Annotated in this window: 22 protein-coding genes and 6 pseudogenes; 14 read left to right on the top strand and 14 right to left on the bottom strand. The window is 64.2% G+C overall.

Features of this window, described 5'->3' with window-relative positions:
• Window positions 1–21 precede the first annotated feature (21 nt).
• Both F1C10_RS16465 and traA read right to left on the bottom strand, forming a co-directional pair.
• Entirely contained in the window at window positions 22–723 is a 702-nt protein-coding gene (locus F1C10_RS16465) for a DUF6118 family protein (RefSeq protein ID WP_206430613.1), read from the bottom strand.
• Between the two features lie 6 nt (window positions 724–729).
• A complete protein-coding gene (traA, locus tag F1C10_RS16460; RefSeq protein WP_185210372.1) occupies window positions 730–3,633 on the bottom strand; it encodes a Ti-type conjugative transfer relaxase TraA in 2,904 nt (967 codons plus the stop codon).
• A gap of 173 nt (window positions 3,634–3,806) precedes the next feature.
• Between traA and F1C10_RS16455 the strand changes: the two genes are divergently transcribed.
• The 4 genes and pseudogenes from F1C10_RS16455 to F1C10_RS16440 form a co-directional block, all read left to right on the top strand.
• Window positions 3,807–4,136 carry a conjugal transfer protein TraD gene (locus F1C10_RS16455; protein ID WP_185210371.1) on the top strand — a complete coding sequence of 110 codons (330 nt, stop codon included), beginning with the start codon at window positions 3,807–3,809 and terminating at the stop codon, window positions 4,134–4,136.
• Window positions 4,137–4,149: 13 nt separating this feature from the next.
• Window positions 4,150–4,374 (top strand): conjugal transfer protein TraD, encoded by a 225-nt coding sequence (locus F1C10_RS16450; protein WP_185210370.1) that lies wholly within the window; start codon window positions 4,150–4,152, stop codon window positions 4,372–4,374.
• Window positions 4,371–4,640, top strand: a complete 270-nt coding sequence (locus tag F1C10_RS16445) for a hypothetical protein (RefSeq protein ID WP_185210369.1) — start codon at window positions 4,371–4,373, stop codon at window positions 4,638–4,640. Before F1C10_RS16450 ends, F1C10_RS16445 begins: the two co-directional genes overlap by 4 nt.
• A 218-nt stretch (window positions 4,641–4,858) precedes the next feature.
• Window positions 4,859–6,226: pseudogene (locus F1C10_RS16440) on the top strand (type IV secretory system conjugative DNA transfer family protein); the annotation flags it as partial.
• A gap of 527 nt (window positions 6,227–6,753) precedes the next feature.
• Here the strand turns inward: F1C10_RS16440 and F1C10_RS16435 are convergent.
• The 5 genes and pseudogenes from F1C10_RS16435 to F1C10_RS16420 all read right to left on the bottom strand — a co-directional run bounded on the left by F1C10_RS16435 (window position 6,754) and on the right by F1C10_RS16420 (window position 9,451).
• Window positions 6,754–7,709 (bottom strand): annotated as a pseudogene (locus F1C10_RS16435) (replication initiator protein A).
• Between the two features lie 43 nt (window positions 7,710–7,752).
• Window positions 7,753–8,043, bottom strand: coding sequence for a ribbon-helix-helix domain-containing protein (locus tag F1C10_RS16900; RefSeq protein WP_308458088.1), 291 nt, complete (start codon window positions 8,041–8,043; stop codon window positions 7,753–7,755).
• Window positions 8,044–8,047: 4 nt separating this feature from the next.
• Window positions 8,048–8,524: a ParA family protein gene (locus F1C10_RS16425; RefSeq protein ID WP_258043203.1), complete on the bottom strand. Its 477-nt coding sequence runs from the start codon at window positions 8,522–8,524 to the stop codon at window positions 8,048–8,050.
• On the bottom strand, window positions 8,460–8,696 hold the full coding sequence (locus tag F1C10_RS16845) for a ParA family protein (protein WP_258043202.1): 237 nt from the start codon (window positions 8,694–8,696) through the stop codon (window positions 8,460–8,462). Before F1C10_RS16845 ends, F1C10_RS16425 begins: the two co-directional genes overlap by 65 nt.
• 244 nt (window positions 8,697–8,940) lie before the next feature.
• Window positions 8,941–9,451: pseudogene (locus F1C10_RS16420) on the bottom strand (recombinase family protein).
• Window positions 9,452–9,593: 142 nt separating this feature from the next.
• On the opposite strand from F1C10_RS16420, the pseudogene F1C10_RS16840 reads away from it, so the two are divergent.
• The 3 genes and pseudogenes from F1C10_RS16840 to F1C10_RS16830 all read left to right on the top strand — a co-directional run.
• Window positions 9,594–10,361: pseudogene (locus F1C10_RS16840) on the top strand (IS1380 family transposase); the annotation flags it as partial.
• Between the two features lie 241 nt (window positions 10,362–10,602).
• A pseudogene (locus F1C10_RS16895) lies at window positions 10,603–10,710 on the top strand (transposase); the annotation flags it as partial.
• Window positions 10,689–10,949, top strand: coding sequence for a transposase (locus tag F1C10_RS16830; protein ID WP_258043207.1), 261 nt, complete (start codon window positions 10,689–10,691; stop codon window positions 10,947–10,949). The pseudogene F1C10_RS16895 and the gene F1C10_RS16830, both read left to right, overlap by 22 nt.
• A 307-nt stretch (window positions 10,950–11,256) precedes the next feature.
• Here F1C10_RS16830 and F1C10_RS16410 read toward each other — a convergent pair whose 3' ends face one another.
• Genes F1C10_RS16410 through F1C10_RS16400 form a run of 3 tightly spaced genes read right to left on the bottom strand, consistent with a single transcriptional unit; the run spans window position 11,257 to window position 12,641 of the window.
• A complete protein-coding gene (locus F1C10_RS16410; RefSeq protein WP_185210367.1) occupies window positions 11,257–11,706 on the bottom strand; it encodes a hypothetical protein in 450 nt (149 codons plus the stop codon).
• A gap of 29 nt (window positions 11,707–11,735) precedes the next feature.
• Window positions 11,736–12,083 (bottom strand): hypothetical protein, encoded by a 348-nt coding sequence (locus tag F1C10_RS16405; RefSeq protein ID WP_185210366.1) that lies wholly within the window; start codon window positions 12,081–12,083, stop codon window positions 11,736–11,738.
• A 15-nt stretch (window positions 12,084–12,098) separates the two neighbouring features.
• Window positions 12,099–12,641 (bottom strand): hypothetical protein, encoded by a 543-nt coding sequence (locus F1C10_RS16400; protein ID WP_219729822.1) that lies wholly within the window; start codon window positions 12,639–12,641, stop codon window positions 12,099–12,101.
• Between the two features lie 550 nt (window positions 12,642–13,191).
• Here F1C10_RS16400 and F1C10_RS16395 point away from each other — a divergent pair.
• A pseudogene (locus F1C10_RS16395) lies at window positions 13,192–13,513 on the top strand (type II toxin-antitoxin system RelE/ParE family toxin).
• 3 nt (window positions 13,514–13,516) lie between these two features.
• Window positions 13,517–13,798, top strand: a complete 282-nt coding sequence (locus F1C10_RS16390) for a helix-turn-helix domain-containing protein (protein WP_185210363.1) — start codon at window positions 13,517–13,519, stop codon at window positions 13,796–13,798.
• 12 nt (window positions 13,799–13,810) lie between these two features.
• On the opposite strand, the gene F1C10_RS16385 is transcribed toward F1C10_RS16390, so the two are convergent.
• Genes F1C10_RS16385 through mobQ form a run of 4 tightly spaced genes read right to left on the bottom strand, consistent with a single transcriptional unit; the run spans window position 13,811 to window position 16,003 of the window.
• Window positions 13,811–14,317: a hypothetical protein gene (locus F1C10_RS16385; RefSeq protein ID WP_185210362.1), complete on the bottom strand. Its 507-nt coding sequence runs from the start codon at window positions 14,315–14,317 to the stop codon at window positions 13,811–13,813.
• A gap of 11 nt (window positions 14,318–14,328) precedes the next feature.
• Window positions 14,329–14,583: a CopG family antitoxin gene (locus F1C10_RS16380; protein ID WP_185210361.1), complete on the bottom strand. Its 255-nt coding sequence runs from the start codon at window positions 14,581–14,583 to the stop codon at window positions 14,329–14,331.
• Window positions 14,570–14,866 carry a BrnT family toxin gene (locus F1C10_RS16375; RefSeq protein WP_185210360.1) on the bottom strand — a complete coding sequence of 99 codons (297 nt, stop codon included), beginning with the start codon at window positions 14,864–14,866 and terminating at the stop codon, window positions 14,570–14,572. The genes F1C10_RS16380 and F1C10_RS16375 overlap by 14 nt, the downstream gene beginning before the upstream one ends.
• 45 nt (window positions 14,867–14,911) lie before the next feature.
• Window positions 14,912–16,003, bottom strand: a complete 1,092-nt coding sequence (gene mobQ / locus F1C10_RS16370) for a MobQ family relaxase (protein ID WP_185210359.1) — start codon at window positions 16,001–16,003, stop codon at window positions 14,912–14,914.
• A 219-nt stretch (window positions 16,004–16,222) separates the two neighbouring features.
• Here mobQ and F1C10_RS16365 point away from each other — a divergent pair, with 219 nt between their 5' ends.
• Genes F1C10_RS16365 through F1C10_RS16345 form a run of 5 tightly spaced genes read left to right on the top strand, consistent with a single transcriptional unit; the run spans window position 16,223 to window position 19,111 of the window.
• Complete coding sequence (locus F1C10_RS16365) at window positions 16,223–16,573, top strand: YnfA family protein (RefSeq protein ID WP_054434199.1); 351 nt, start codon at window positions 16,223–16,225, stop codon at window positions 16,571–16,573.
• Window positions 16,574–16,584: 11 nt separating this feature from the next.
• Window positions 16,585–16,932, top strand: a complete 348-nt coding sequence (locus tag F1C10_RS16360; RefSeq protein ID WP_054434201.1) for a conjugal transfer protein TraD — start codon at window positions 16,585–16,587, stop codon at window positions 16,930–16,932.
• Window positions 16,933–16,951: 19 nt separating this feature from the next.
• Window positions 16,952–17,176 carry a conjugal transfer protein TraD gene (locus F1C10_RS16355; RefSeq protein ID WP_054434204.1) on the top strand — a complete coding sequence of 75 codons (225 nt, stop codon included), beginning with the start codon at window positions 16,952–16,954 and terminating at the stop codon, window positions 17,174–17,176.
• Window positions 17,176–17,466, top strand: a complete 291-nt coding sequence (locus F1C10_RS16350) for a hypothetical protein (protein ID WP_185210358.1) — start codon at window positions 17,176–17,178, stop codon at window positions 17,464–17,466. Before F1C10_RS16355 ends, F1C10_RS16350 begins: the two co-directional genes overlap by 1 nt.
• A gap of 1 nt (window position 17,467) precedes the next feature.
• The gene (locus F1C10_RS16345; protein WP_054435620.1) at window positions 17,468–19,111 is read left to right on the top strand and encodes a type IV secretory system conjugative DNA transfer family protein; all 1,644 of its coding nucleotides are present in this window, start codon (window positions 17,468–17,470) and stop codon (window positions 19,109–19,111) included.
• Window positions 19,112–19,230 lie beyond the last annotated feature (119 nt).

The raw sequence follows: 19,230 nt of genomic DNA, 5'->3' as shown, positions 1-19,230 counted from the left end.
GGTCTAACTCCGGGTCGCTGCTCATTTCCTACTCCGCTCCACCGGCCCGATCCTGACTGTGCATCGCACCGGCTCACCCGTCTGGGCCGCGTCGCGCCCGCACCGCTCGATCGCGGCGCGGTTTTCCTGCATCAACAGCCCGCCCCGGATCATCGCGTTCCACTGCTCGGGCTTGCTCACGGCCGCCAGTCGCCGGCTCGCCTCCCAGGTGTCGAGCCGCAAGGTCCGCGCCGCCATGCGCTCGGGCCATAGCCAGCCTTCGGGAGCGGCGCGCGCGACCGCACCGGCGAACGCCGCCCATAGGATCATGCCGATCACCACCCCGCCGATCGCCGTCCACGCGAGCCGGCGCTTCTGCTCCCGCGCTGTCGTCGCCGTCGCAACCAGGCCGTTTAAACGACGCGCCGCCTCGTCCAGGCTGCTCCGCGCCGTGGCGATCGTCCTCGCGTCCTCCGCCCTGACCGTCACCCCCGCTGCCGCGATCTGGCGGGCGATTCCGTCCGGCGTGATGCTGACGCCCGGCCTCTCGGCGAGCACGTCCATGCGCTCGGCAAGCTTGTTGATCGCCTTCGCAATCCGCCCCAACGTCTCGCTATAGTCGGGCTGCTCGGGCTCGGCGCGCTCGGTCGCCAGCCGCTCCACCGCGCGCCGCAACAGCGCCAGCTCGCCCTCCACCCGCGCGAACGCCTCGGCCGCGGTTTCTCCGTCCTGCTCGTCGTCCATCATATTCTACAAGCTCATGCCGCGGTCGCGGTCGCGCCCGCCGATCTGCTGCGTCAGTTCCTGCCCGATCGACCGGCCCCGCTCCATTTTCAGCTCCAGCTCGGGCGCGCGCTTCGCCAGCGCGGATTCGAGCTGGGGATCGCGGTGCAACCCGCCCGCCAGCTTCTCCATACGACCGCGCAGCCGCTCCGCCCCTTCGCGATCGCCGGCCTTCTCCAATCGCGTCCGCTGCTCGCCCATCGCGCGCCAGCTCTCCACGAACCTGCCGGCGCGAAGCTCAGGGTTGGCGCGCACCCTCGCTTCCTCGGCCATCGCCCGCGCCGCCCCGGCGGTGTTGCCCTGGGCGGCCTGCTCGGTCAGCCTGGGATCGCGCGCGAGCGCGGAAGCGAGGTCGCGCGCCGCGTCCGGGCGGGTGCGGTCCAGCGCCGCGCCGGCCTTCTCAAGCGCCTGGGCCTGGTGGGGCAGCACCGGCAAATCCTTCGCGCGCATCCGCTCTATATCGGCCGCGGCGCGCGCGTAGCGTTCGATCGCCTTGCCTTGGTCGGGCGTGGCGGGACGGTCGATCGCCGGCAAGGTCGCCTTCTCGGCCGCAGGCTTCGGCCGGAAGCCGTCGAACATGCCCCGCGCCTTGTCGCGGACCTTCGCCGCCACCTGACGCGCGAGTTCCGGGAACCGGATCTCGCGCCGATCGGCGAACGCGCGCGCCTGGTCCTGCTCGGGCTTGGCGTAATCGCCCGCCATGTCCTTACCCCGGTCGCGCGACAGGGCGCGGACGATCTGGCGTTGATCGGCGAAGTCGTCGAGGCCGTAATGGAGCTGCACGTCGTCACGATGCCGCGACATGCCGACATAGGCGCTGTGCCGGTCCATGCCGGGGGTGGCGAGGACGTGCGCCCGATCGACCGTCACGCCCTGCGATTTGTGGAACGTCGCCGCATAGCCGTGATCGACATGGGCGTAATCCTTCAGGTCGAACGCGACGCCGCGCCCGTCATCGAGGCGCACCGCCATGCCCTCAGGCGATACCCGCTCGATCGTCGCCAGCGTACCGTTCTTGACCCCCATGCCGCGCTCGTTGCGCAGAAACATGATGCGGTCGCCGGTCGCGAACTGCCGCTCGCCGCGCTCGGCCTTCACCGTCACGTCGTCGCCAAGGTCGCCGGATGAGCGCAACCGGTCGCGCGCCTCGCCATTGAGGCTCTGCACCTCGGCGTTGGTATGGGTGAGGATGATGCGGGTCTTGTCCGGCTCGGCCTGGCGCGCACGATCCCAACCGTCCACCAGCTCGGCCCGCGCCTGTTCGCGCGTGTCGGCCGCGTGAACCATGCCCATGCCGTCATAGGCATGGATCGCCTCGCCCGTGCGCCCGGTCGCCAGCGCGCGCGTAGCGTCGCGCTGCCAGTCCTCGCGTTGCCGGCGTATCTCGGTGATCTCGGCCGCGCCGTGACGCTCGGTGACGCTGCGGAACGCCGCGCCGGCCTCGATCGCCTGCAGCTGCTCAGGGTCGCCCACCATCACGACCTTAGCCCCGGCGTCGCGTGCCTGGGACAGCACCCGCTCCATCTGGCGCGAGCCGATCATGCCGGCCTCGTCCACCACCAGCACGTCCCTGGGGCCTAGCTGCTCGCGCCCCTGCCCCCATGCGTGTTCAAGGCTGGCGATGGTGCGGGACTGGATGCCCGACCCGCCTTCAAGGTTTTCCGCCGCGATGCCCGATAGCGCCGCGCCGCGCACCTTGTAGCCCTGCCCTTCCCACGCTTCGCGCGCGACGCCCAACATCGCGGACTTGCCGCTGCCGGCGTAGCCGACGACGGACGCCAGCCCCGCATCGCCGGTCACATGGTCGAAGGCGTCGCGCTGTTCGCCTGACAGGACAAGGCCCCGCTCCTCGGCCGCGCCGATCGCCGCGTCACGATGCCGATTGGCGACCCCATGCCCGGCGCGGTCCGCCAGTTCGTCGCCCGCGCGCTCAAGCCGGTTCTCCACCGCAATCATGTCGCGCGACGTGAACCGCTCCTGGTCGCGACCGTCCTTCCCCAATGTGACCAGCTCGGGGCTGGCGCGCACCGCCCCCATCACCTGGTCGAACTGCTCCTTGCCGTCGCTGTGCCGGAACGCGAACGTCGCAAGATCGCGGACGGTAAACGTCGCCTGTTGCCGGGTGATCGCGTCCAGCGCGACATTGGGGTTGGCGATGATCTTCTCGCCGTTCTCGCGGGCGATGCGCGTGTGATCCTCGATCCGCTCCGCCTCAAGCCCCTGCTCCGGTCGCCGCGATGCGGCCGGGCCGATCTTGTGCTGCGGCTCCAGCCCGATCCCCTGCGCCTCATAGGAACGATGGTCGATCCGGCCTTCCAAGCCCAACTCGGCCATGCGCTCGTTGACGTGCGCGCTCCACGCCTCGCGCCAATCCTTCAACAGCTCGGTCGAATTCCAGTCACGGTTCTTCTTGCCGAACCCCTCCGGCCCCACGTCCCGCATCGTCATCATCACATGCGCGTGCGGCTTCGGCGTGCCGTCCTTCGCCTTGTCCCAATGCACGTTCAGGTCCGCGACCATCCCGCGATCCACAAACTGCTTCTTCACAAAATCGCGGGCGAGATGGACGCCCTGCTTCTCGTTCATCTCGCACGGAATCGAGAACTCCACCTCGCGGGCAAGCTGCGCGTCCTTGCGCTTCTCGCCTGCCTCCACCTCGTTCCACAAGGTCGTGCGGTCGTTCAAACGCTCCGGGGCACCCTCCGGCAACATCACCTCGGAGTGGATCACGCCCGCCTTATTGCTGAAATCGTGGTTACGCCCAAGCCGGTCATCGTGCAGCTCGGACGCGGAACGATAGGCGGCGCTCGCAACCGCGCTCGATCCGTTCGCACGGCTCACAACCTTGGCGGAGAAATGGTAGATCGCCATGACGCTCCGCACACTGCCCTACTTTGCGCACGTCGGCAACGACGTATAAGCGCGCACTCATCCTCCGCTTCGCTCCTCCTGACCGACTTGGTGCTGCTTTGTGATCGTTCTGGCTTTACCCCAAGCTGGGTGCGCTAGAATGCTGCTTACCGGTGCGCAGAAGGGTGAAGGCGATGCGGAAGGTTCGCGATTACGATGCCGAGCTAAAGGCGCTGGGTGACAAAGCCCGCGCGCTCAAGGCGAAGCGGGTCGAACAGCTCGGCCAGCTTGTCGCCGCTACGGGTGCCGATGCGCTCGATGCGGAAACCCTCGCCGGCGTGCTGCTCGATGCGATCGGATCGAAGGATGCGAGCGCGAAGGAGGCATGGCGTGCGAAAGGCGCTGCCTTCTTTCAGCGGCGCGGGCGCAAAGGTGGCAGCGCTGTTGCAATCGACGGATCGGGCAGTGCGACTGAACCGCGCGGCGACGATGCGGGCGGAAGCGGGGCAACGGCGAACGGATAGCAGGAGCTGGGTCGTGCAACGTCGTGAACGCACCCGCCACCTGATTGAGCTGGGCGGGCTGGTCCAGAAAGCTGGCCTGGTCGATCTGACCGACGATGACCGCGCCACCCTCTACGGCGCGCTGCTCGATCTCGCCGGGCGTGGGCGCGACGATGATGCCGACGACGTGCTGGCGCTGTGGAAGCGGCGCGGCAAGCGGGCGTTCGACGCGGAAGCGGAAGGGAGCGAAGCGCAATGAGCGGTTTCGATATCGAGACGATCCGCCGCCAGGTCCGCGCGATGGATTTCGTGCGCGGCACCCCGGCGGAAGTCGCCATGTGGCACGAGGACATGGCGGACTCGCGCGCCAACCTGGTGATCGAAAACATGATCCCGACGCCCAACGACGATGCGCTTTTCGAGATGATGCTGGATGAGGGCGTACCCCCTCCGCTCGTGTCGCAAATCCTGCTCCGGCTGCTCGATCATCCCGACGCCGATCGCGCGTTGCGATCACGCCTATGATCGCGGCGCGCTGATGGCGGGTCCGCTCATCGGCGGGGGTCGGCCGATCAGCTGGCGGCTCGCGGGTTTCGTGGCGGTGCTGGTGCTGTTCATCAGCAACGCCCAGCTCAAGGCTATCTTTGGCCGTGGCGAGATATCGACCGACGTTCCGTTCCTGCTGTTCGGCCTCATCCTGTTCGCGACCTGGCGCATCAAACCGCCGCGCCGCCAACCGGCAGAACGACCTGCTGGGCTCGGCGCGCTTCGGCGACCGTGCCGATGTGCGCAAGCTGGAGGAGAACGGGGATCTTCTCATCGGCCGTTCGGCGAAGTCGGGCAAGCTGCTGCATTACGACGGCGCGGCGCACCTGCTGACGATGGCACCCACCCGCTCGGGCAAGGGGGTCGGGACGATCATCCCCAACCTGCTGCTGCTCGATCGCTCGGTGATCTGCATCGACCCAAAGGGCGAGAACGCGCGCGTCACCGCCCCGCGCGCGTGCCGCCAAGGGCAAGGTCTGGTGCCTCGATCCATTCGGCGTCTCGGGTCAGCCCCCGTCACGCTACAATCCGCTCGACCGGCTCGATCCCGCCAGCCTTGATCTCGCGGAAGATGCCAACACCCTCGCCGACGCGCTGGTGCATGACGCGCCGGGGCAATCGGGCGAAGCGCATTGGAACGAGGAAGCCAAGGCGCTGATCGCCGGGCTGATCCTGCACACCGTCATCCACGAACCCGCCCACGCCCGCGTGCTGGCGACGGTGCGCGACAAGCTGACGCTTCGCCCCTGCCGGCTTCGCCGCGCTGCTGGCCGATATGCAGGACAGCGCCGGCGCCGGTGGCCTGATCGCCCGCGCCGCCAACCGCCAGCTCGGCAAGTCCGACCGCGAAGCGGCCGGCGTGCTGTCCTCGGCGCAGCGCCACACCCATTTTCTCGATAGCCCCCGCATCGTCGCCAGCACGGCCGCGTCCGATTTTACCTTCGCGGAATTGAAGGACACGACTGCCACCGTGTTCCTGTGCCTGCCGCCCGATCGGCTCGATACCTATGCCCGCTGGCTGCGGCTGCTGGTGAGCCAGGCCGTAACCGACATGGCGCGGTCCACCGCCCGGCCTGTCCGGCCCGTATTGTTCCTGCTGGACGAGTTCGCCGCGCTCGGCCGCCTCGAACCGGTCGAGCGCGCGATGGGGCTGATGGCGGGCTATGGCCTCCAGCTCTGGCCGATCCTCCAGGATATGCACCAGCTCAAGGCGACCTATGGCGAGCGCGCCGGCACGTTCATGTCCAACGCAGGCGTGATCCAGACGTTCGGGGTGAACGATCATGCGACCGCCGACATGCTATCGCGCACGATCGGCGACACCACGATCGAATATGACACCGTCAGCACGTCGCGCGGCACCGGCTGGGGTGAAAATCGCGCCGGCCCCTCGGAAAGCGTCAGCGGTCATGTCTCCGCCCGCCGGCTCGCCACGCCCGACGAAATCATGCGGATGCGGCCCGACCAGCTCCCTGCTGCTTCGCCAGGGCGAACACCCGCTCGCGGTTGAGAAAATCCGCTACTACGATCAGCGCGAGTTCGCCGGGCTGTTTGATCCGGCCTGATTTAAGCCTCCTGGGGGCACTCGCGACCATCGGCACCCCGAACTACCCGAAAGCCCCTCTCCTGCCCTGACAACGCGCCTGGGTGGCTGTAGCGAGCGATTCCTGCGCCATCCGCCTTACTTCTTCCCGCCTAGCCAGCGGCGTTTACGCCGCCTCTGTGACGCCAAAGGCGGCACGAAGCGAAAGCGTATCGGCCATAGGCCGATTCCATTTAACCTTCTCCTATCGGTCGTTGGAGGACTGCCGCCGTTAAAGGATTCTGTTAAATATGAATCGTTAAGTAGGTTAAGCCGTCAAAAATGGCTATTTTTTGCTTTTAAGGCAAAGGCTTACCGGAGCGTGCGGTGGGTGAAAACACGTGATTCGGTGTGTGAAAACACGATAGCACGGTGTGTGAAAACACGAATCAAAGGTGTGTGAAAACACGATAGCAAACGGCTCGGGAACGCCGCTTGCCGGTGTCCAAGGGGCTTTGCCGCCCCTGATATCGACCGTCAGCCGGGTGCCGGTGTGTGATAACACGATAGTTAGGAGCGGCCTGAAAGTCGGTCCATGAGGTCATCGACCTCTGTGGTGCGGCGTCGATCGGCTTCCATGCGGTCGCGTCGGTCCTGCTCGGCCTGGAGCTGCTCGGAGAGCGCCAAGGCTTCCGCCTCCCCTCTCAACCGGAATTGAATGGCTGGGCTACCATCATTCGTCGCCACCATTTCCACAGCATAATCGGGGAGTTGGTTGGCCTCCACGATTTTGCGGAGCATCCGGTTGAAACTCTTTGGGCTTGCTGTCCGCTGCCGGTCTTGTCCCGCAGTACCTCTACCCGGCACGTCCACCCGCCGCGCTGATTGCCGGCGTGTTTGCGGGCGATACGATACAGCGCGCGCTCAAGCCCTCCGGTCAGCAGGAAGTAATCTGGGTGCATGGTGAGAAGCGACCGCTCCGCCATGATCCCCTCATAGACCCAATCCGACAGTGTGATGGTCATGCCGCGAGGCTGGTCGGTTTCGGGATCGACCTCCAACGTCCATTTGTCGAGCCAGTTGAAACCCGCCTTGCTGCGACGCTTGGGCGCGCGGATGGACGTGGAAATTGAAGTCGTCCTGCAACCGCTGTAGGGCGGCTTGGAGGTCTTGATAGGCGCGCCCGCTGGTGTTGCGCTTGATCGCCCGCAAAAGGTCGTAGGACGTGGTTGTAAGCGTCCTGGGCAGGTCGTTTATCCCCTGCTCCCGCATTCTATTAAGCGCTGACGTGGCCCATATGATGATATCGGCGTCCCAGATCGTCGCCATGCCGTAGGCGGGTATCGCCTCGATCTTCACCCAGGTTGCGCCGTCCGGGCTGGTATATTCGATCGGCTTGACCCGCTTGCGTTTCTGCAAGGAAAAGAACGGCCGTTCCATCGTCTCCGCTGATCCTTGAGCGGAAGGTCGCCCATGATGGGCAGGAACAGGTCGAACTCCGGGCTAGGATCGCGCCGTTTCTTCATGCTTCAATCCTGCACGCTTGCAATTGTGCATGTGTGCACACGTTCAAGTACGTCCGAACTGCTTGTCGGCGTCATATTTGGCGACCAGTTCGGCGATCGCTTCGGCCAACAAGTCCTGGTGGCTACGGCGCGTCCTTGCCGCCAGCACCCGGAACGCCTCGGCAGTTGGATCGGCCGGGTCGAAGTAAGCGCCCAAGTGATATTTGCCAGGACGTTGCCCGCTCGATCGGGGAGCGCGCGCGTCCGGTGGGGACGTTACACGCTCAGGCGCGGCGGACTCGGGCTTTGCATTTGTGGCGACGGCAGGCGCAAGGAGTGAGGAACGTCGTGCCATAACATCAAGCCTTCACATTTGCAGGTGTGCAATTCTGCAATTCATCAAACAGGAACTGGCGAAGCGACGCAATCTCCTGGGCGGCTTTTCCATTGGGTTCATGCTCGGCCACGCCAAGTCCGTAGGGCCATGCTGCCCGATAGGCGCTGCGCTCCCTGATGACTGCGCGCGCGACCTTTAATCCAGTATCCTCCGCCAGTGTCCTCGCATCATCCAGTAGCGTCGTTGCCGTAGGCGGGGCCGCATTGAGCACGACAAAGCCGGTCCTGCCGGTGCTGATGATGAGCTGAGCCGTGCGCTTGATTGCGTCCAAGTCGATGAGGGAGGGGCGGCACGGTATCAGCACGAGATCGGCCCGTTGTGCGGCTGCGGCTGCCTCGGCTCCGGCTGCCGGGGGCGTATCGATGATGGTGAGGTCAAAACCGTTTGCCTCGGCCGCGTCGATCGCCTGGTTCAAGCGGCGCGCGCTGATCGGCTCCACGTGGGGTAGCTCGGCCTCGCGGCGCTCGCTCCACGCCGTCGCGCTTTCCTGTGGGTCGAGGTCGAAAAGGGCCGTCCTGATGCCTGCCGCTTGCGGCCGCAACCGCCAGATTGACCGCGAGCGTCGTTTTGCCGACGCCGCCCTTTTGCGCTGCAAGTGTGATTATATGCAAGTGTGCACACCTTCAATTCTGATAGTCTGATGAATATGCAGAATAGCAAGATCGCACAACCTTCTTCTTGCCGGGCAAAAAGCCCGGCCCAAGGGTTGGGTGGGTGGGATAACAACGCGGTCGCTTTTAAGCGGCCTCCTATTCGCGCGAGCGATCGTTGCCTGTCAGGGACGAGGCGCCCAGCCACGGGCGGCTCGGTCGGAGCGTAGCGGAGATAGAGCGCGGCCCGGCAGGGCGCGCCTGCCTACGGCCTGGGAAGCCGCGATATGGTCGCCTGACTGACGTTGAACAGTGCGGCGACGGTGCGTTGCGTGTCGCCGGCGTCGAGCTTCCGCAATGCCTCGGTCTGCTGGTGAGGGGTGAGGGCGGTCTTGCGACCGAACTTGACGCCCCGCGCCTTGGCCTGGGTTCGCCCTGCGGCTGTGCGCTCAGTAATCCGCGCGCGTTCCCAGCTCGCCGCGATCCCCAGCACTGCGATAATCACCTCGGCGAATTGCGACGTGGTATCGACCATCGGCTCGGCGATCGAGCGGAAGCCCCGCGCCAACCTCCTTTACCGCATGGAGGATGTTCAGCAGGTCGCGGGTGTTGCGGGCAAGCCGGTCGGTCGCCCGTCACCATCAACACGTCGCCGGGATCGAGCGCGCCGATCGCCGCCTGAGCTGGGGCCGCTCGGCCGACGCGCCGCTGATCTTCTCGCGATAGATTTTGGTGCATCCCGCCGCTTCAAGCTGGGCGAGTTGCTGGGGCCAGATTTTGGCCGGTGCTAGCCCGGCTTATTCACCGCGTTGGCCGAGAGGGTTGGCGGGAGTGGCATAAGCCTCTGATCTGAAATTAGGAACTGGGTGTCTAAGCCGAACCTGCCGCAGGGCAGAAGATGCCACAGGCCACCCCGCCATGACCGACGATACTGCAAAACCCATTCCGATTCCCCAGCAGTGCGCAGCCGGAAAGTCACAGCCGCCTTTGAATGGTGGTCGGCTGACCTCGGACGGCGGCGTCCTGCTACTGGCACAGGCTGAGCGCGCGATGGGCATCTGCCGTCGGCTTGCCGCTTGCATAGCCGACCCGCGTGACCCTGGCCGGGTGATCCATGCGCTGCCCGACATCCTGCGCGCCCGGGTGTTCGCGATCGCTTGCGGATACGAGGATGCCGACGATCTCGACGCCCTTCGCGACGATCCCGGCTTCCGCCTGGCGCTGGGCAAGCTGCCGGGCTCCGGTGCCGGGCTTGCGAGCCAACCCACGATGAGCCGCTGGGAGAACGCGCCGACCACGCGCGAACTGGCGAAGTTGATGGCCGCCATGATCGATATCTACTGCGCCAGCTATCCCACTTCGCCGGCGGCGGTGACGTTGGATATCGATGACACCTGCGATGTCGTCCACGGCTATCAGCAGCTCTCGTTCTGGAACGGGCACCATGGCGAGCGCTGCTTCCTGCCGATCCACGTCTACGACACCGCCAGTGGCCGGCCGGTGGCGATGCTGCTTCGCACCGGCAAGACGCCATCTGGCGCCGAAGCTGCTGGCCACATCCGGCGTCTGGTGCGTCACATCCGCCGGCACTGGCCCGATACCCACCTCACCATCCGCGGTGACGGGCACTATGGCCGCCCCGAGGTCCATGGCGTTCTGCGAGGCGTACGGCATCGATTCGTGTTCGGCCCTGCCAACCAACGCTGCGCTGCGGGCCGATCCCGCCATCGTCGCCGTCGCCGATACCTGCGCGGTCAAGCGGGCCGAGGAGCAGCGTGTGATCCTGCGAAACTATGCCGAGACCCGCTTACGGCGCCAAAAGCTGGAAGGGCCAGCGCCGCGTCGTCGCCCGGATCGAGGCCAGCACGCTGGGCATGGACATCCGCTATGTCGTCACTTTCGCTGACCCAAGGGCTCGGCCGAGCACATCTACGACACGCTCTACTGTGCCCGCGGCCAGGCCGAAAACCTGATCAAGCGGCACAAGACCCAGCTCGCCAGCGATCGCACCTCGTGCCGCTCGGCCAATGCCAACCAGATGCGCCTCATTCTGCACACCGCCGCCTACTGGCTCCTGTGGCGGATCCAGCAAGAAATCCAAAATCTGCCGCGCTTGCCGTCGCCGAGTTCGCAACGATCCGCCTCCGGTTGCTCAAGGTCGCCGCCCGCGTCATTGAATCCGCAACGCGCATCCGCATCGCCTTCGCGTCAGCATGCCCCGATGCCGCCACGTTCAAGGCCGTCGCCACCAACCTTCGGCCTGCTCCTACATAGCCCGCGCGGCCGTGCCGCCGAACCGCAAGCCCCCCTCCATTAACCCCGAAAAGCCCATCGATCCCACCGCGGTGAAAAACACCGCCAGAGGCGCTCGTCCGGATCACATCACCGAAAACGCATCGCCACCCAACAAGCCCGGAACCTCAGTCTCATGAATAGGCCGGGCTAGAGACGCGGGCGTAACCGTAAATCACAGGCAGAATCGTGCATCAGATTTATGCATCAGGGAAGGGGCTGGATTTGCAGGTTTTCCGATCTGATGCAAAACCTTTGATTTTTGTATCACGCACTCCAGCAAGCGCTCTCAACCTTGTAGAGCGGCCTTCTTATTTCGAAGGCAATCCAGTGCATGGGAATGAGTTGCCTTAACGTAACCCTGCTTGTCGGCTTCCGTCATGTTTGAAGTTTTCTCAGCACTTTCGGCAACAGTTGAGCGCAATTCCTCCATAACACTCTCTTTGTTTCGTCCGATCTGACCACCTGCCTTCACAACATCTTCCATGAATGCGTCCGCAAGAACCTTGTTAACCTTAAACTCTCCGCTCGATTCTTGGTTCATCGAGTTCATCATGGTATCAATGAAGCAATTTTTTGCCTCAAGGTAAATTACCAAACCTGCATCTGACGATCTAGATTGTGATACCTCGAGACTTTCTTTTTGATGTGACTGATCGACCTTTGAAGGAATGTCTGTAGTTTGTTGCTGGCACCCTGCGATAAGAAGACCAGACGCCACAATTATGCTCTTTTCCATGGCAGCAAACTGGTCCGCTATTTTCCAGTTTACCACTTGCCGTTGACACAATTGACGATCCGCATCGCACCTTCACCTTGCATCACAGCCCCGGTCTCGGCCTGACACTCTCCAATGAGACGATCCATCTTCACAGAATCCTCCGCATGATGCGCTTGCAGCGTGGCCATGCCTCCGTCGATTTCATTTATCTTTGCCTGTGACCCGCTAACGGTCGATGGCGAACCATCCATTGTCGAAACCGACGCAGCTGCGTTGCTCGTAACAACAGGCTCATCATAACCCTTATTCCCGCACGAAGCCAATATTGGCAGACATGCCAATGTTACCAAAGCTAAGATTTTCATTCCCTGCCCCCGTTTCAAAAATTCTTTCAATAGAACGACCACTCTTTACTGACAGTCCGCACCTTTACCAGCTTCACAGAGCCGCCTTATCGCTGCCGCCGCTTGTCGGGCATCGGTATCTGAATAGCCTTTGGCTTTCAGTGCGTCATAGGAACGGCGATCTTCTTTCGGTAGCGCCTCACGGCCAGCGGCTTCAGGAGCCGGGCCTTTCGAAGACTGGGGCAACGGCAAGGGCGTGATTTCAGGCAGTGGCCTTCCCTGCTCTAGACCCCGCACAATTACTTGGAACACATCGTCGCGGGATATTTTGAAATGCTTGGCAGTGGCGCTCAACGCTGCCTCCTTTCCAAGCCTATCCTCCAAAGGAGTATAGAACTCCCAAATGGCAGATTCTTCCTCGGATGAACGTGTCGGCTTTCCGTTAGATGGCGTATAATAGACATCAACGAACCATTCTGAATCACGCCACACGGCTTTTGTAGAATTTTTTCCTGTCTGCCACACAGCATTGCAGGCACCATCGCCATCGGTTGATGTAGCTGCTTTGTCGCCCAGAGAGATTTTCAGTTTTGATAGAAAACCATCCACGAATGGAGCCTGCCGACTTTTATTATTGTGCCGCTCATGCACGCCGCTCAACACGCCGCTCGAAAACTCAAACTGTATCCAGTCGTCATAAGCCGTTCGCGTAGGCCGTAAGACCACTGTCATCCCTGGAAGTTTTCGAAGCGATCGAGTTTGCGACACTCTGGACCCGACCTTCACTAGCTCCCCACTCCAAGCGCTTTTCGATACTCGGAAAGATGAGCTTGCCAGCCCCGCTTGTGGCACTTGCCAGCTTCATCGCACAGGGGTCCATTTGGGGTACAGCAGGCACCGGGATGGAAGGTTGAGGCACTGCTGTAGCGTGCTGATCTGCTTCGGCCTGCGAAGAGTTTGATGATCCACAACCGGACAATTGAACCGCTGCAATTGCCAATACCCCTGTTGCGAATCTCATTCTTATTCCCCGCCTTACGCTCGATTTTGAACTGTATCAGCGTCTAGCTCGGAACGTGAGGTTCTCAAGCGGAAGCGACTGCTCATTTGCACTCGAAAGCTTGCTTGCTTTTTGTATCGAATTTGATACACCCCTCCCGTGAAACAAATTTCGTTCCTGGGTGACAGCCTCGCTCGGCTTCGTGATTTTCCTGATGATGCCCGCTCCGAAGCGGGCCATCAGCTCAACGAGGTCCAGATCGGCAACGATCCCGACGACTGGAAGCCGATGAAAACCATTGGCCCCGGCGTGCGCGAAATCAGGATCAGGGAGCAATCCGGGGCTTTCCGGGTGATCTATCTGGCGACGTTACCGGAGGCGGTGCTTGTCCTCCACGCCTTCCAGAAGAAAACCCAGGCGACCCCGCAAAAGGGACATTGAGCTGGCCGCGAACCGTTTACGGGCATGGAGGAAGGAATAGGCAATGGAAGTCCAGACTTTCGATAGCGTCTTTGACGCACTGGCCGACACCCCGGCAGAGGCCGCGAACATGAAGGCGCGCTCCGAGCTGCTGTCTGCCCTGAAAAGCCGTATCCGCGCATGGGACATGCCGCAGGAAGCGGCGGCGGCACGCCTTGGCATCACCCGCCCCCGGCTCAACGATCTGCTGCGCGGGAAGCTCGGCAAATTCTCCCTCGATGCGCTGGTGAACCTCGCCACGGCATCCGGCCTGACGTTAGAAATCAGGATCGCGGAAGCAGCATAATCAGACTGGGCGCTACCGCTCCAGGCCTGGCTGACGCGCAACCCTGACACGGCCACCGAACATTTCTTCATGGATCGGCTCGATCACGGCATGGGCCGCGCCATCTTCACGGCGCTTGGCCTTCGCCATGTCGAACTGTCGCCCTTGGTCGAGCTGATCCGCGATCCAGCCCCGCGCCCGCACCGCTTCCTGCTCTGCCATGACGGGATTGCCCCGGTGAAGGTTCTGGGCGATCGCCTGGGCAACCACATAATGGGTATAGGCTGCATAAAGCGCCGGATCGCGCGCGGCCTCCTCGGCCGTCGCATGCCTGAACCTTTCGCCCAATGTTGGGACACGATCGGCACCGCCCACCACAGCCGCGTCGGCGCTGCCGGCGACGAGCTGGGCCAGCACGCCACTCATGGCGTCCACCTTCGCCTGCATCGCCTCCACCTGGTTCGCCAGATTCTCCACCGCTGCCAGCATCGCCCGCTGGGTCGCCAGCAGCGCCATCACCGGATCGTCGCTGTCATCCATGATCGATAGCCTTACCGATGCAACGCCTGTTCCAGCGCCTGACGAATGAACCGCTGATACGGCATGCCCTTGCTGGCGGCGATCGCCTTGACCTGTTCCAGCAATTGCGCGGGCAGACGCATATTGACCCGCGCATCCTTGCTGCCGAACTCGAACCGCGTGGGCGTGAGCGCAGAAAGATCATAGCCGGTAAGATCGGCCGAACCCACGAAGTCCTCGGCTTCCTCATCGCTGGAAATCAGCGGAAGGGGTTTATCCTTGCTCATAGTGCTGCACCTCCTTGGCGTGCATGTAACGGGCGCTGATCGGGCGGATAAATCTGGCCCCGTTCCGCTCGCGCCAGGTGAAGGCCAGAAACACATGACGGCCACTGCTGGCGCGGCCGATCGCCAGAAAGCGCGTCTCCACCGTCGAATGCGCAGCATCTGGCCCTATGGATGGCGTCCCGGCGAACACGCTTTCGATTTCCGCCAGCGTCACACCATGCTTCTGGCATTTGGCCTGGTTGCCTTCGTCCCAATCGAAGCCAGCGACATTTTTGCTATCCATGAGAAAGAATGGCGTTTGTATGTACGTTTGTCAACCTTGCCAACATTACCGTTCACGGCCCCTGTCCCGTTCCTTGCTGCGATCCCGTTCAAGATCACGCTCGGCCTGGTCGTGATCCGACCCGCCCTTGCTGCCCATACGCGAGGCGATGCGATCGGCGGCGCTCCCCGGAGCCGGGGTGTCCTTATCCCGCTCCACACGCTGCGCCGTCGCCTCCGCGATCCGCTCGGCCGCACCGCGATCGTCGGCCTGGTCCTGACTACCCCATGCCGCGCTGAGACGGTCGCGCAGCCCCTGCGCCATGTCCTTGGCCTTGTCGCCAATGCCGCGCATCGTTTCCGCGATCCTGGCGCTGAGTTCGCGAAGCTGCTGCGTCAGCTCGCGCCGCTCCCGATTGCGGGCCTGCACCCCGCGCTGTTCGTCACCGCGATCGGTGGACCTGCCCTTGCGCTCCATCGCCACCGCCGACAACGGCACCTTGCCCAGCGGCTCCCGGCCTAGATCCTCATGCCCCTCCGCGTCACCACGTGTCCGCGCCGCCTCGCGCTGATCCTTCAACGACCGATGGTCTATGCGCTCATCACACCCGGCCCGTTCCAGCGCCTGGTTCGCGTGGTCGGCCCAAGAGGCCCGCCACCCCTCAAGCCGCTCGGCTGCATTCCAGTCCCGGTTCTTCTTTCCGAACCCCTCGCCGGTCAGATCGCGCATGGTCAGCATGACATGCGCGTGCGGCTGCTCCTGCCCGTCTGCCGAATGGCCCCGGTGCAGCGACACGTCCGCAATCATGCCCTGGGACACAAACTGCTCGCGCACATAGGTCTCGACCAGGGCGCGCCGCCCCTCCGCGTCCAATTCACGCGGAAGGGAGATTTCCACTTCGCGGGCAAGCTGGGCGTCCTTGCGCCGTTCCGCCGCCTCGACGCCGTTCCACAAACGGGCGCGATCAAGCATCCAGTCGGGCGTGCGATCCGGGGCCATGATCTCGCGATGCTCGATGTCGGATTTGCGCGTGTAGTCGTGGCATTTGCCCAGGCGCTCGTCGGTCAGCCGCTCGCCCGACCGATAGGCGGCGGCGGCGACCGCGCTGCGCCCGGTGGCCCGCGAGATGACTTTGACCGAACAATGGTAGATCGCCACGACGCCCCGCCCTTCTGCCTTACTGCACTTAAGGGGGAGCCGTCCGGCGGGGGCAACGCCCCCACTAGGACCACGCACATTGGGAACCAATGTATAAGCGTGCACTCACAATCCGCTACGCTCCTCGTGACTGACTCGCTGGCGCTTTCCGATCGTTCTGGCTTTACCCTCATACCGGGTGCGCTAAGGTGCTGTCGTTCAAGGCGCGGAAGCGACACGATGCCGACACTGGGTACACTGACTGCAACCGGCGTGATCTACGCTATGGCGGCGCTCGCTGAAATCGCGGGCTGCTTCGCTTTCTGGGCGTGGATAAAGCTCGGGCGGTCGGCATGGTGGATCGCGCCGGGCATGATCGCGCTGGCGCTGTTCGCGTTCCTGCTCACCCGTGTCGATGCCGATGCTGCGGGGCGGGCCTACGCTGCCTATGGCGGCGTCTATATCGTCGCGTCGCTGCTATGGCTGTGGCTGGTCGAGAACCGCGCGCCTGATCGGTGGGATATGATCGGTGCGACCATGTGCATCGTCGGCGCCGGCGTGATCCTGCTCGCGCCACGATCTGCTTCATGATGGAGGAATAGATGCGGAAGGTTCGCGATTACGATGCCGAGCTGAAGGCGCTGAACGACAAGGCCCGGACGCTCAAGGCGAAGCGGGTCGAACAGCTCGGGCAACTGGTCGCCGCTACGGGTGCGGATGCGCTCGATGCGGAAACCCTCGCCGGGGTGCTGCTCGATGCGATCGGATCGAAGGATGCGGGCGCGAAGGAGGCATGGCGTGTGAAGGGCGCTGCCTTCTTTCAGCGGCGCGGGCGCAAACCTGTCCCGAGCGAAGTCGAGGGGGGTAGCGGCACTGCTGCAATCGACGGATCGGGCGCTGCGACTGAACCGGGCGGCGACGCTGCGCGCGGAAGCGGCGGAACGTCGTAGCGATACGCGGGGCTGGGTCATGCAACGCCGCGAACGCACCCGTCACCTGATCGAGCTGGGCGGCCTCGTCCAGAAAGCCGGCCTGGTCGAGCTGACCGACGACGATCGCGCCACGCTCTACGGCGCGCTGCTCGACCTAGCGGGACGCGCGCGCGGCGATGATGCCGGCGACGCGCTGGCGCTCTGGAAGCGGCGCGGCAAGCGAGCGTTTGATGCGGACGCGGAAACGATGGAAGCGAGCTGATGGCGGATTTCGATATCGAGGCGGTGCGGGCGGAAGTCCGGGCGATGGATTTCGTGCGCGGTACGCCCGTGGAAGTCGCCATGTGGCGCGAGGATATGGCGGAGTCGCGCGCCAACCTCGTCATCGAGGACATGATCCCGACGCCCAACGATGATGCGTTTTTCGATATGCTGCTAGACGAAGGGGTGTCCCCTCCCCTCGTCTCGCAAATCCTGCTCCGGCTGCTCGATCATCCCGACGCCGATCGCTCGTTGCCGATCACGCCCATGATGGCGGCGGAAAGCCGCTAGGATGGGCATCGCGCGCGCTACCCGTAACCTTGCCCGCACTGCCCGCGCCAATCCGATGTGGGCGCTGCTCGGCATCCTGCTCGCCCCCTTCCGGTTCGCCCGTCACATCATCGGCATGGGCATGTTCGCGATCGTGCTGTTCCTCGGGCTGTTCGCCCTGCTGCTGCTATCGATCTGGTTTTTCGAGCTGGATAAGAACGGCGTGGTCCCCCAGCTCGGCTTTATCGGGATCGGCGGTGCCGTGGTGCTGGTCACGGCCTGGATGTTCGTTCTGCCCCTGCTCCGCCGGTTCGACTATGACGATCGCGCCGACACGCACGGCTCGGCCCGCTTCGCCAGCGCCGGCGAAGCCCAGGCCCTCAACGACGATCACGGCCTGCTGATCGGCCGCGACGTGAAGACCGGCAAGCCGCTGCGCTATGCCGGCCCCGCGCATCTGCTGACGATCGCGCCGGCCCGCACCGGCAAGGGCGTCGGCACCATCATCCCCAATCTGCTGGAATATCCGTTCGCGGTCGTCTGCATCGACCCCAAGGGCGAGAACGCCCGGATCGCCGCGCGCCAGCGCGGCAAGTTCGGCGCGGTCCATGTCCTCGATCCGTTCGGCGTCACCGGCCTGGCCTCGGCGGCGTTCAATCCGCTCGATCGTATCGACCCCAACGGCCTCGATCTCGCCGACGACTGCATGACGCTCGCCGACGCGCTGGTCCACGACGCGCCCGGCGAAGCCGGCGACGCGCATTGGAACGAGGAAGCCAAGGCGCTGATCGCCGGTATCCTGCTCCACATCATCACCACCGAACCGCCCGCCACTCGCACCCTGGACACGCTCCGCGACCGGCTGACGCTCGCTCCGGCCGCATTGGCGGCGCAGCTCGCGGCGATGCAGGCGCAAGGTGGCCTGGCCGCGCGCGCCGCCAACCGTCAGCTCGGCAAATCCGACCGCGAAGCTGCCGGCGTGCTGTCGGCCGCGCAGCGCCATACCCACTTCCTCGACTCCCCACGCATGGCGACGGTGCTGGGCGGCTCGGATTTCACGTTCGCCGGGTTGAAGGATGCGCCGGCGACGGTGTTCCTCGTGCTGCCGCCCGATCGGCTCGCCAGCTATGCGCGCTGGCTGCGGCTGATGGTGGCGCAAGCCCTGACCGAGCTGGCGCGCGCGCCGGGTCGTCCACCCTGGCCGGTGCTGTTCCTGCTCGATGAGTTCGCGGCGCTCGGCCGTCTCGAACCGGTCGAACGCGCGATGGGGCTGATGGCGGGCTATGGCGTCCAGCTCTGGCCGATCCTGCAGGACGTCCACCAGCTCCGCGCCCTCTACGGGCAACGCGCCGGCACCTTCCTGTCGAACGCGGGCGTCCTCCAGGTGTTCGGGGTCAACGATCAGGACAGCGCCAAGCTGGTCTCCGATCTGGCCGGGGAGGAAACCGTCGTGTTCGAGACGATGAGCCGCGCGATCGACGCGGAAGAAAGCGGCCTCTCGTTTGGTCAGCAGCATGTCGGCCGCGCGCTGCTCACCCCCGATGAAGTCCGCACACTGCGCCCCGACCGCCAGCTCCTGTTTCTCGCCGGGCAGCGCCCGATCATCGCGGCCAAGCTGCGCTACTATGCCGATCGCGAGTTCGCCGGGCGGTTCGATCCGGCATGATCGATCGCGGCTAAGTCGCTGGGCTGCAAACTAACGGGTCGATTTAAGCCCCGCTGGTGAGCTTGGGCGCAACCAGCGCGGGACAACATGTCGAAAGCCCCTTCCCTGCCCTCACCGCG

Source organism: Sphingomonas sp. NBWT7 (assembly GCF_014217605.1).
Taxonomy (GTDB): Bacteria; Pseudomonadota; Alphaproteobacteria; order Sphingomonadales; family Sphingomonadaceae; genus Sphingomonas.
Note: the sequence above shows the minus strand (reverse complement) of the source record. Positions and strands in the feature narration are given on the sequence as shown.

Excerpts from the sequence above, each read along its gene's own strand:
- F1C10_RS16465 (WP_206430613.1), bottom strand. The coding sequence starts at position 723 with ATGGACGACGAGCAGGACGGAGAAACCGCGGCCGAGGCGTTCGCGCGG.
- traA (WP_185210372.1), bottom strand. The coding sequence starts at position 3,633 with ATGGCGATCTACCATTTCTCCGCCAAGGTTGTGAGCCGTGCGAACGGA.
- F1C10_RS16455 (WP_185210371.1), top strand. The coding sequence starts at position 3,807 with ATGCGGAAGGTTCGCGATTACGATGCCGAGCTAAAGGCGCTGGGTGAC.
- F1C10_RS16445 (WP_185210369.1), top strand. The coding sequence starts at position 4,371 with ATGAGCGGTTTCGATATCGAGACGATCCGCCGCCAGGTCCGCGCGATG.
- F1C10_RS16900 (WP_308458088.1), bottom strand. The coding sequence starts at position 8,043 with ATGGCACGACGTTCCTCACTCCTTGCGCCTGCCGTCGCCACAAATGCA.
- F1C10_RS16410 (WP_185210367.1), bottom strand. The coding sequence starts at position 11,706 with ATGGAAAAGAGCATAATTGTGGCGTCTGGTCTTCTTATCGCAGGGTGC.
- F1C10_RS16390 (WP_185210363.1), top strand. The coding sequence starts at position 13,517 with ATGGAAGTCCAGACTTTCGATAGCGTCTTTGACGCACTGGCCGACACC.
- F1C10_RS16385 (WP_185210362.1), bottom strand. The coding sequence starts at position 14,317 with ATGGATGACAGCGACGATCCGGTGATGGCGCTGCTGGCGACCCAGCGG.
- F1C10_RS16380 (WP_185210361.1), bottom strand. The coding sequence starts at position 14,583 with ATGAGCAAGGATAAACCCCTTCCGCTGATTTCCAGCGATGAGGAAGCC.
- F1C10_RS16375 (WP_185210360.1), bottom strand. The coding sequence starts at position 14,866 with ATGGATAGCAAAAATGTCGCTGGCTTCGATTGGGACGAAGGCAACCAG.
- F1C10_RS16365 (WP_054434199.1), top strand. The coding sequence starts at position 16,223 with ATGCCGACACTGGGTACACTGACTGCAACCGGCGTGATCTACGCTATG.
- F1C10_RS16360 (WP_054434201.1), top strand. The coding sequence starts at position 16,585 with ATGCGGAAGGTTCGCGATTACGATGCCGAGCTGAAGGCGCTGAACGAC.
- F1C10_RS16355 (WP_054434204.1), top strand. The coding sequence starts at position 16,952 with ATGCAACGCCGCGAACGCACCCGTCACCTGATCGAGCTGGGCGGCCTC.
- F1C10_RS16350 (WP_185210358.1), top strand. The coding sequence starts at position 17,176 with ATGGCGGATTTCGATATCGAGGCGGTGCGGGCGGAAGTCCGGGCGATG.
- F1C10_RS16345 (WP_054435620.1), top strand. The coding sequence starts at position 17,468 with ATGGGCATCGCGCGCGCTACCCGTAACCTTGCCCGCACTGCCCGCGCC.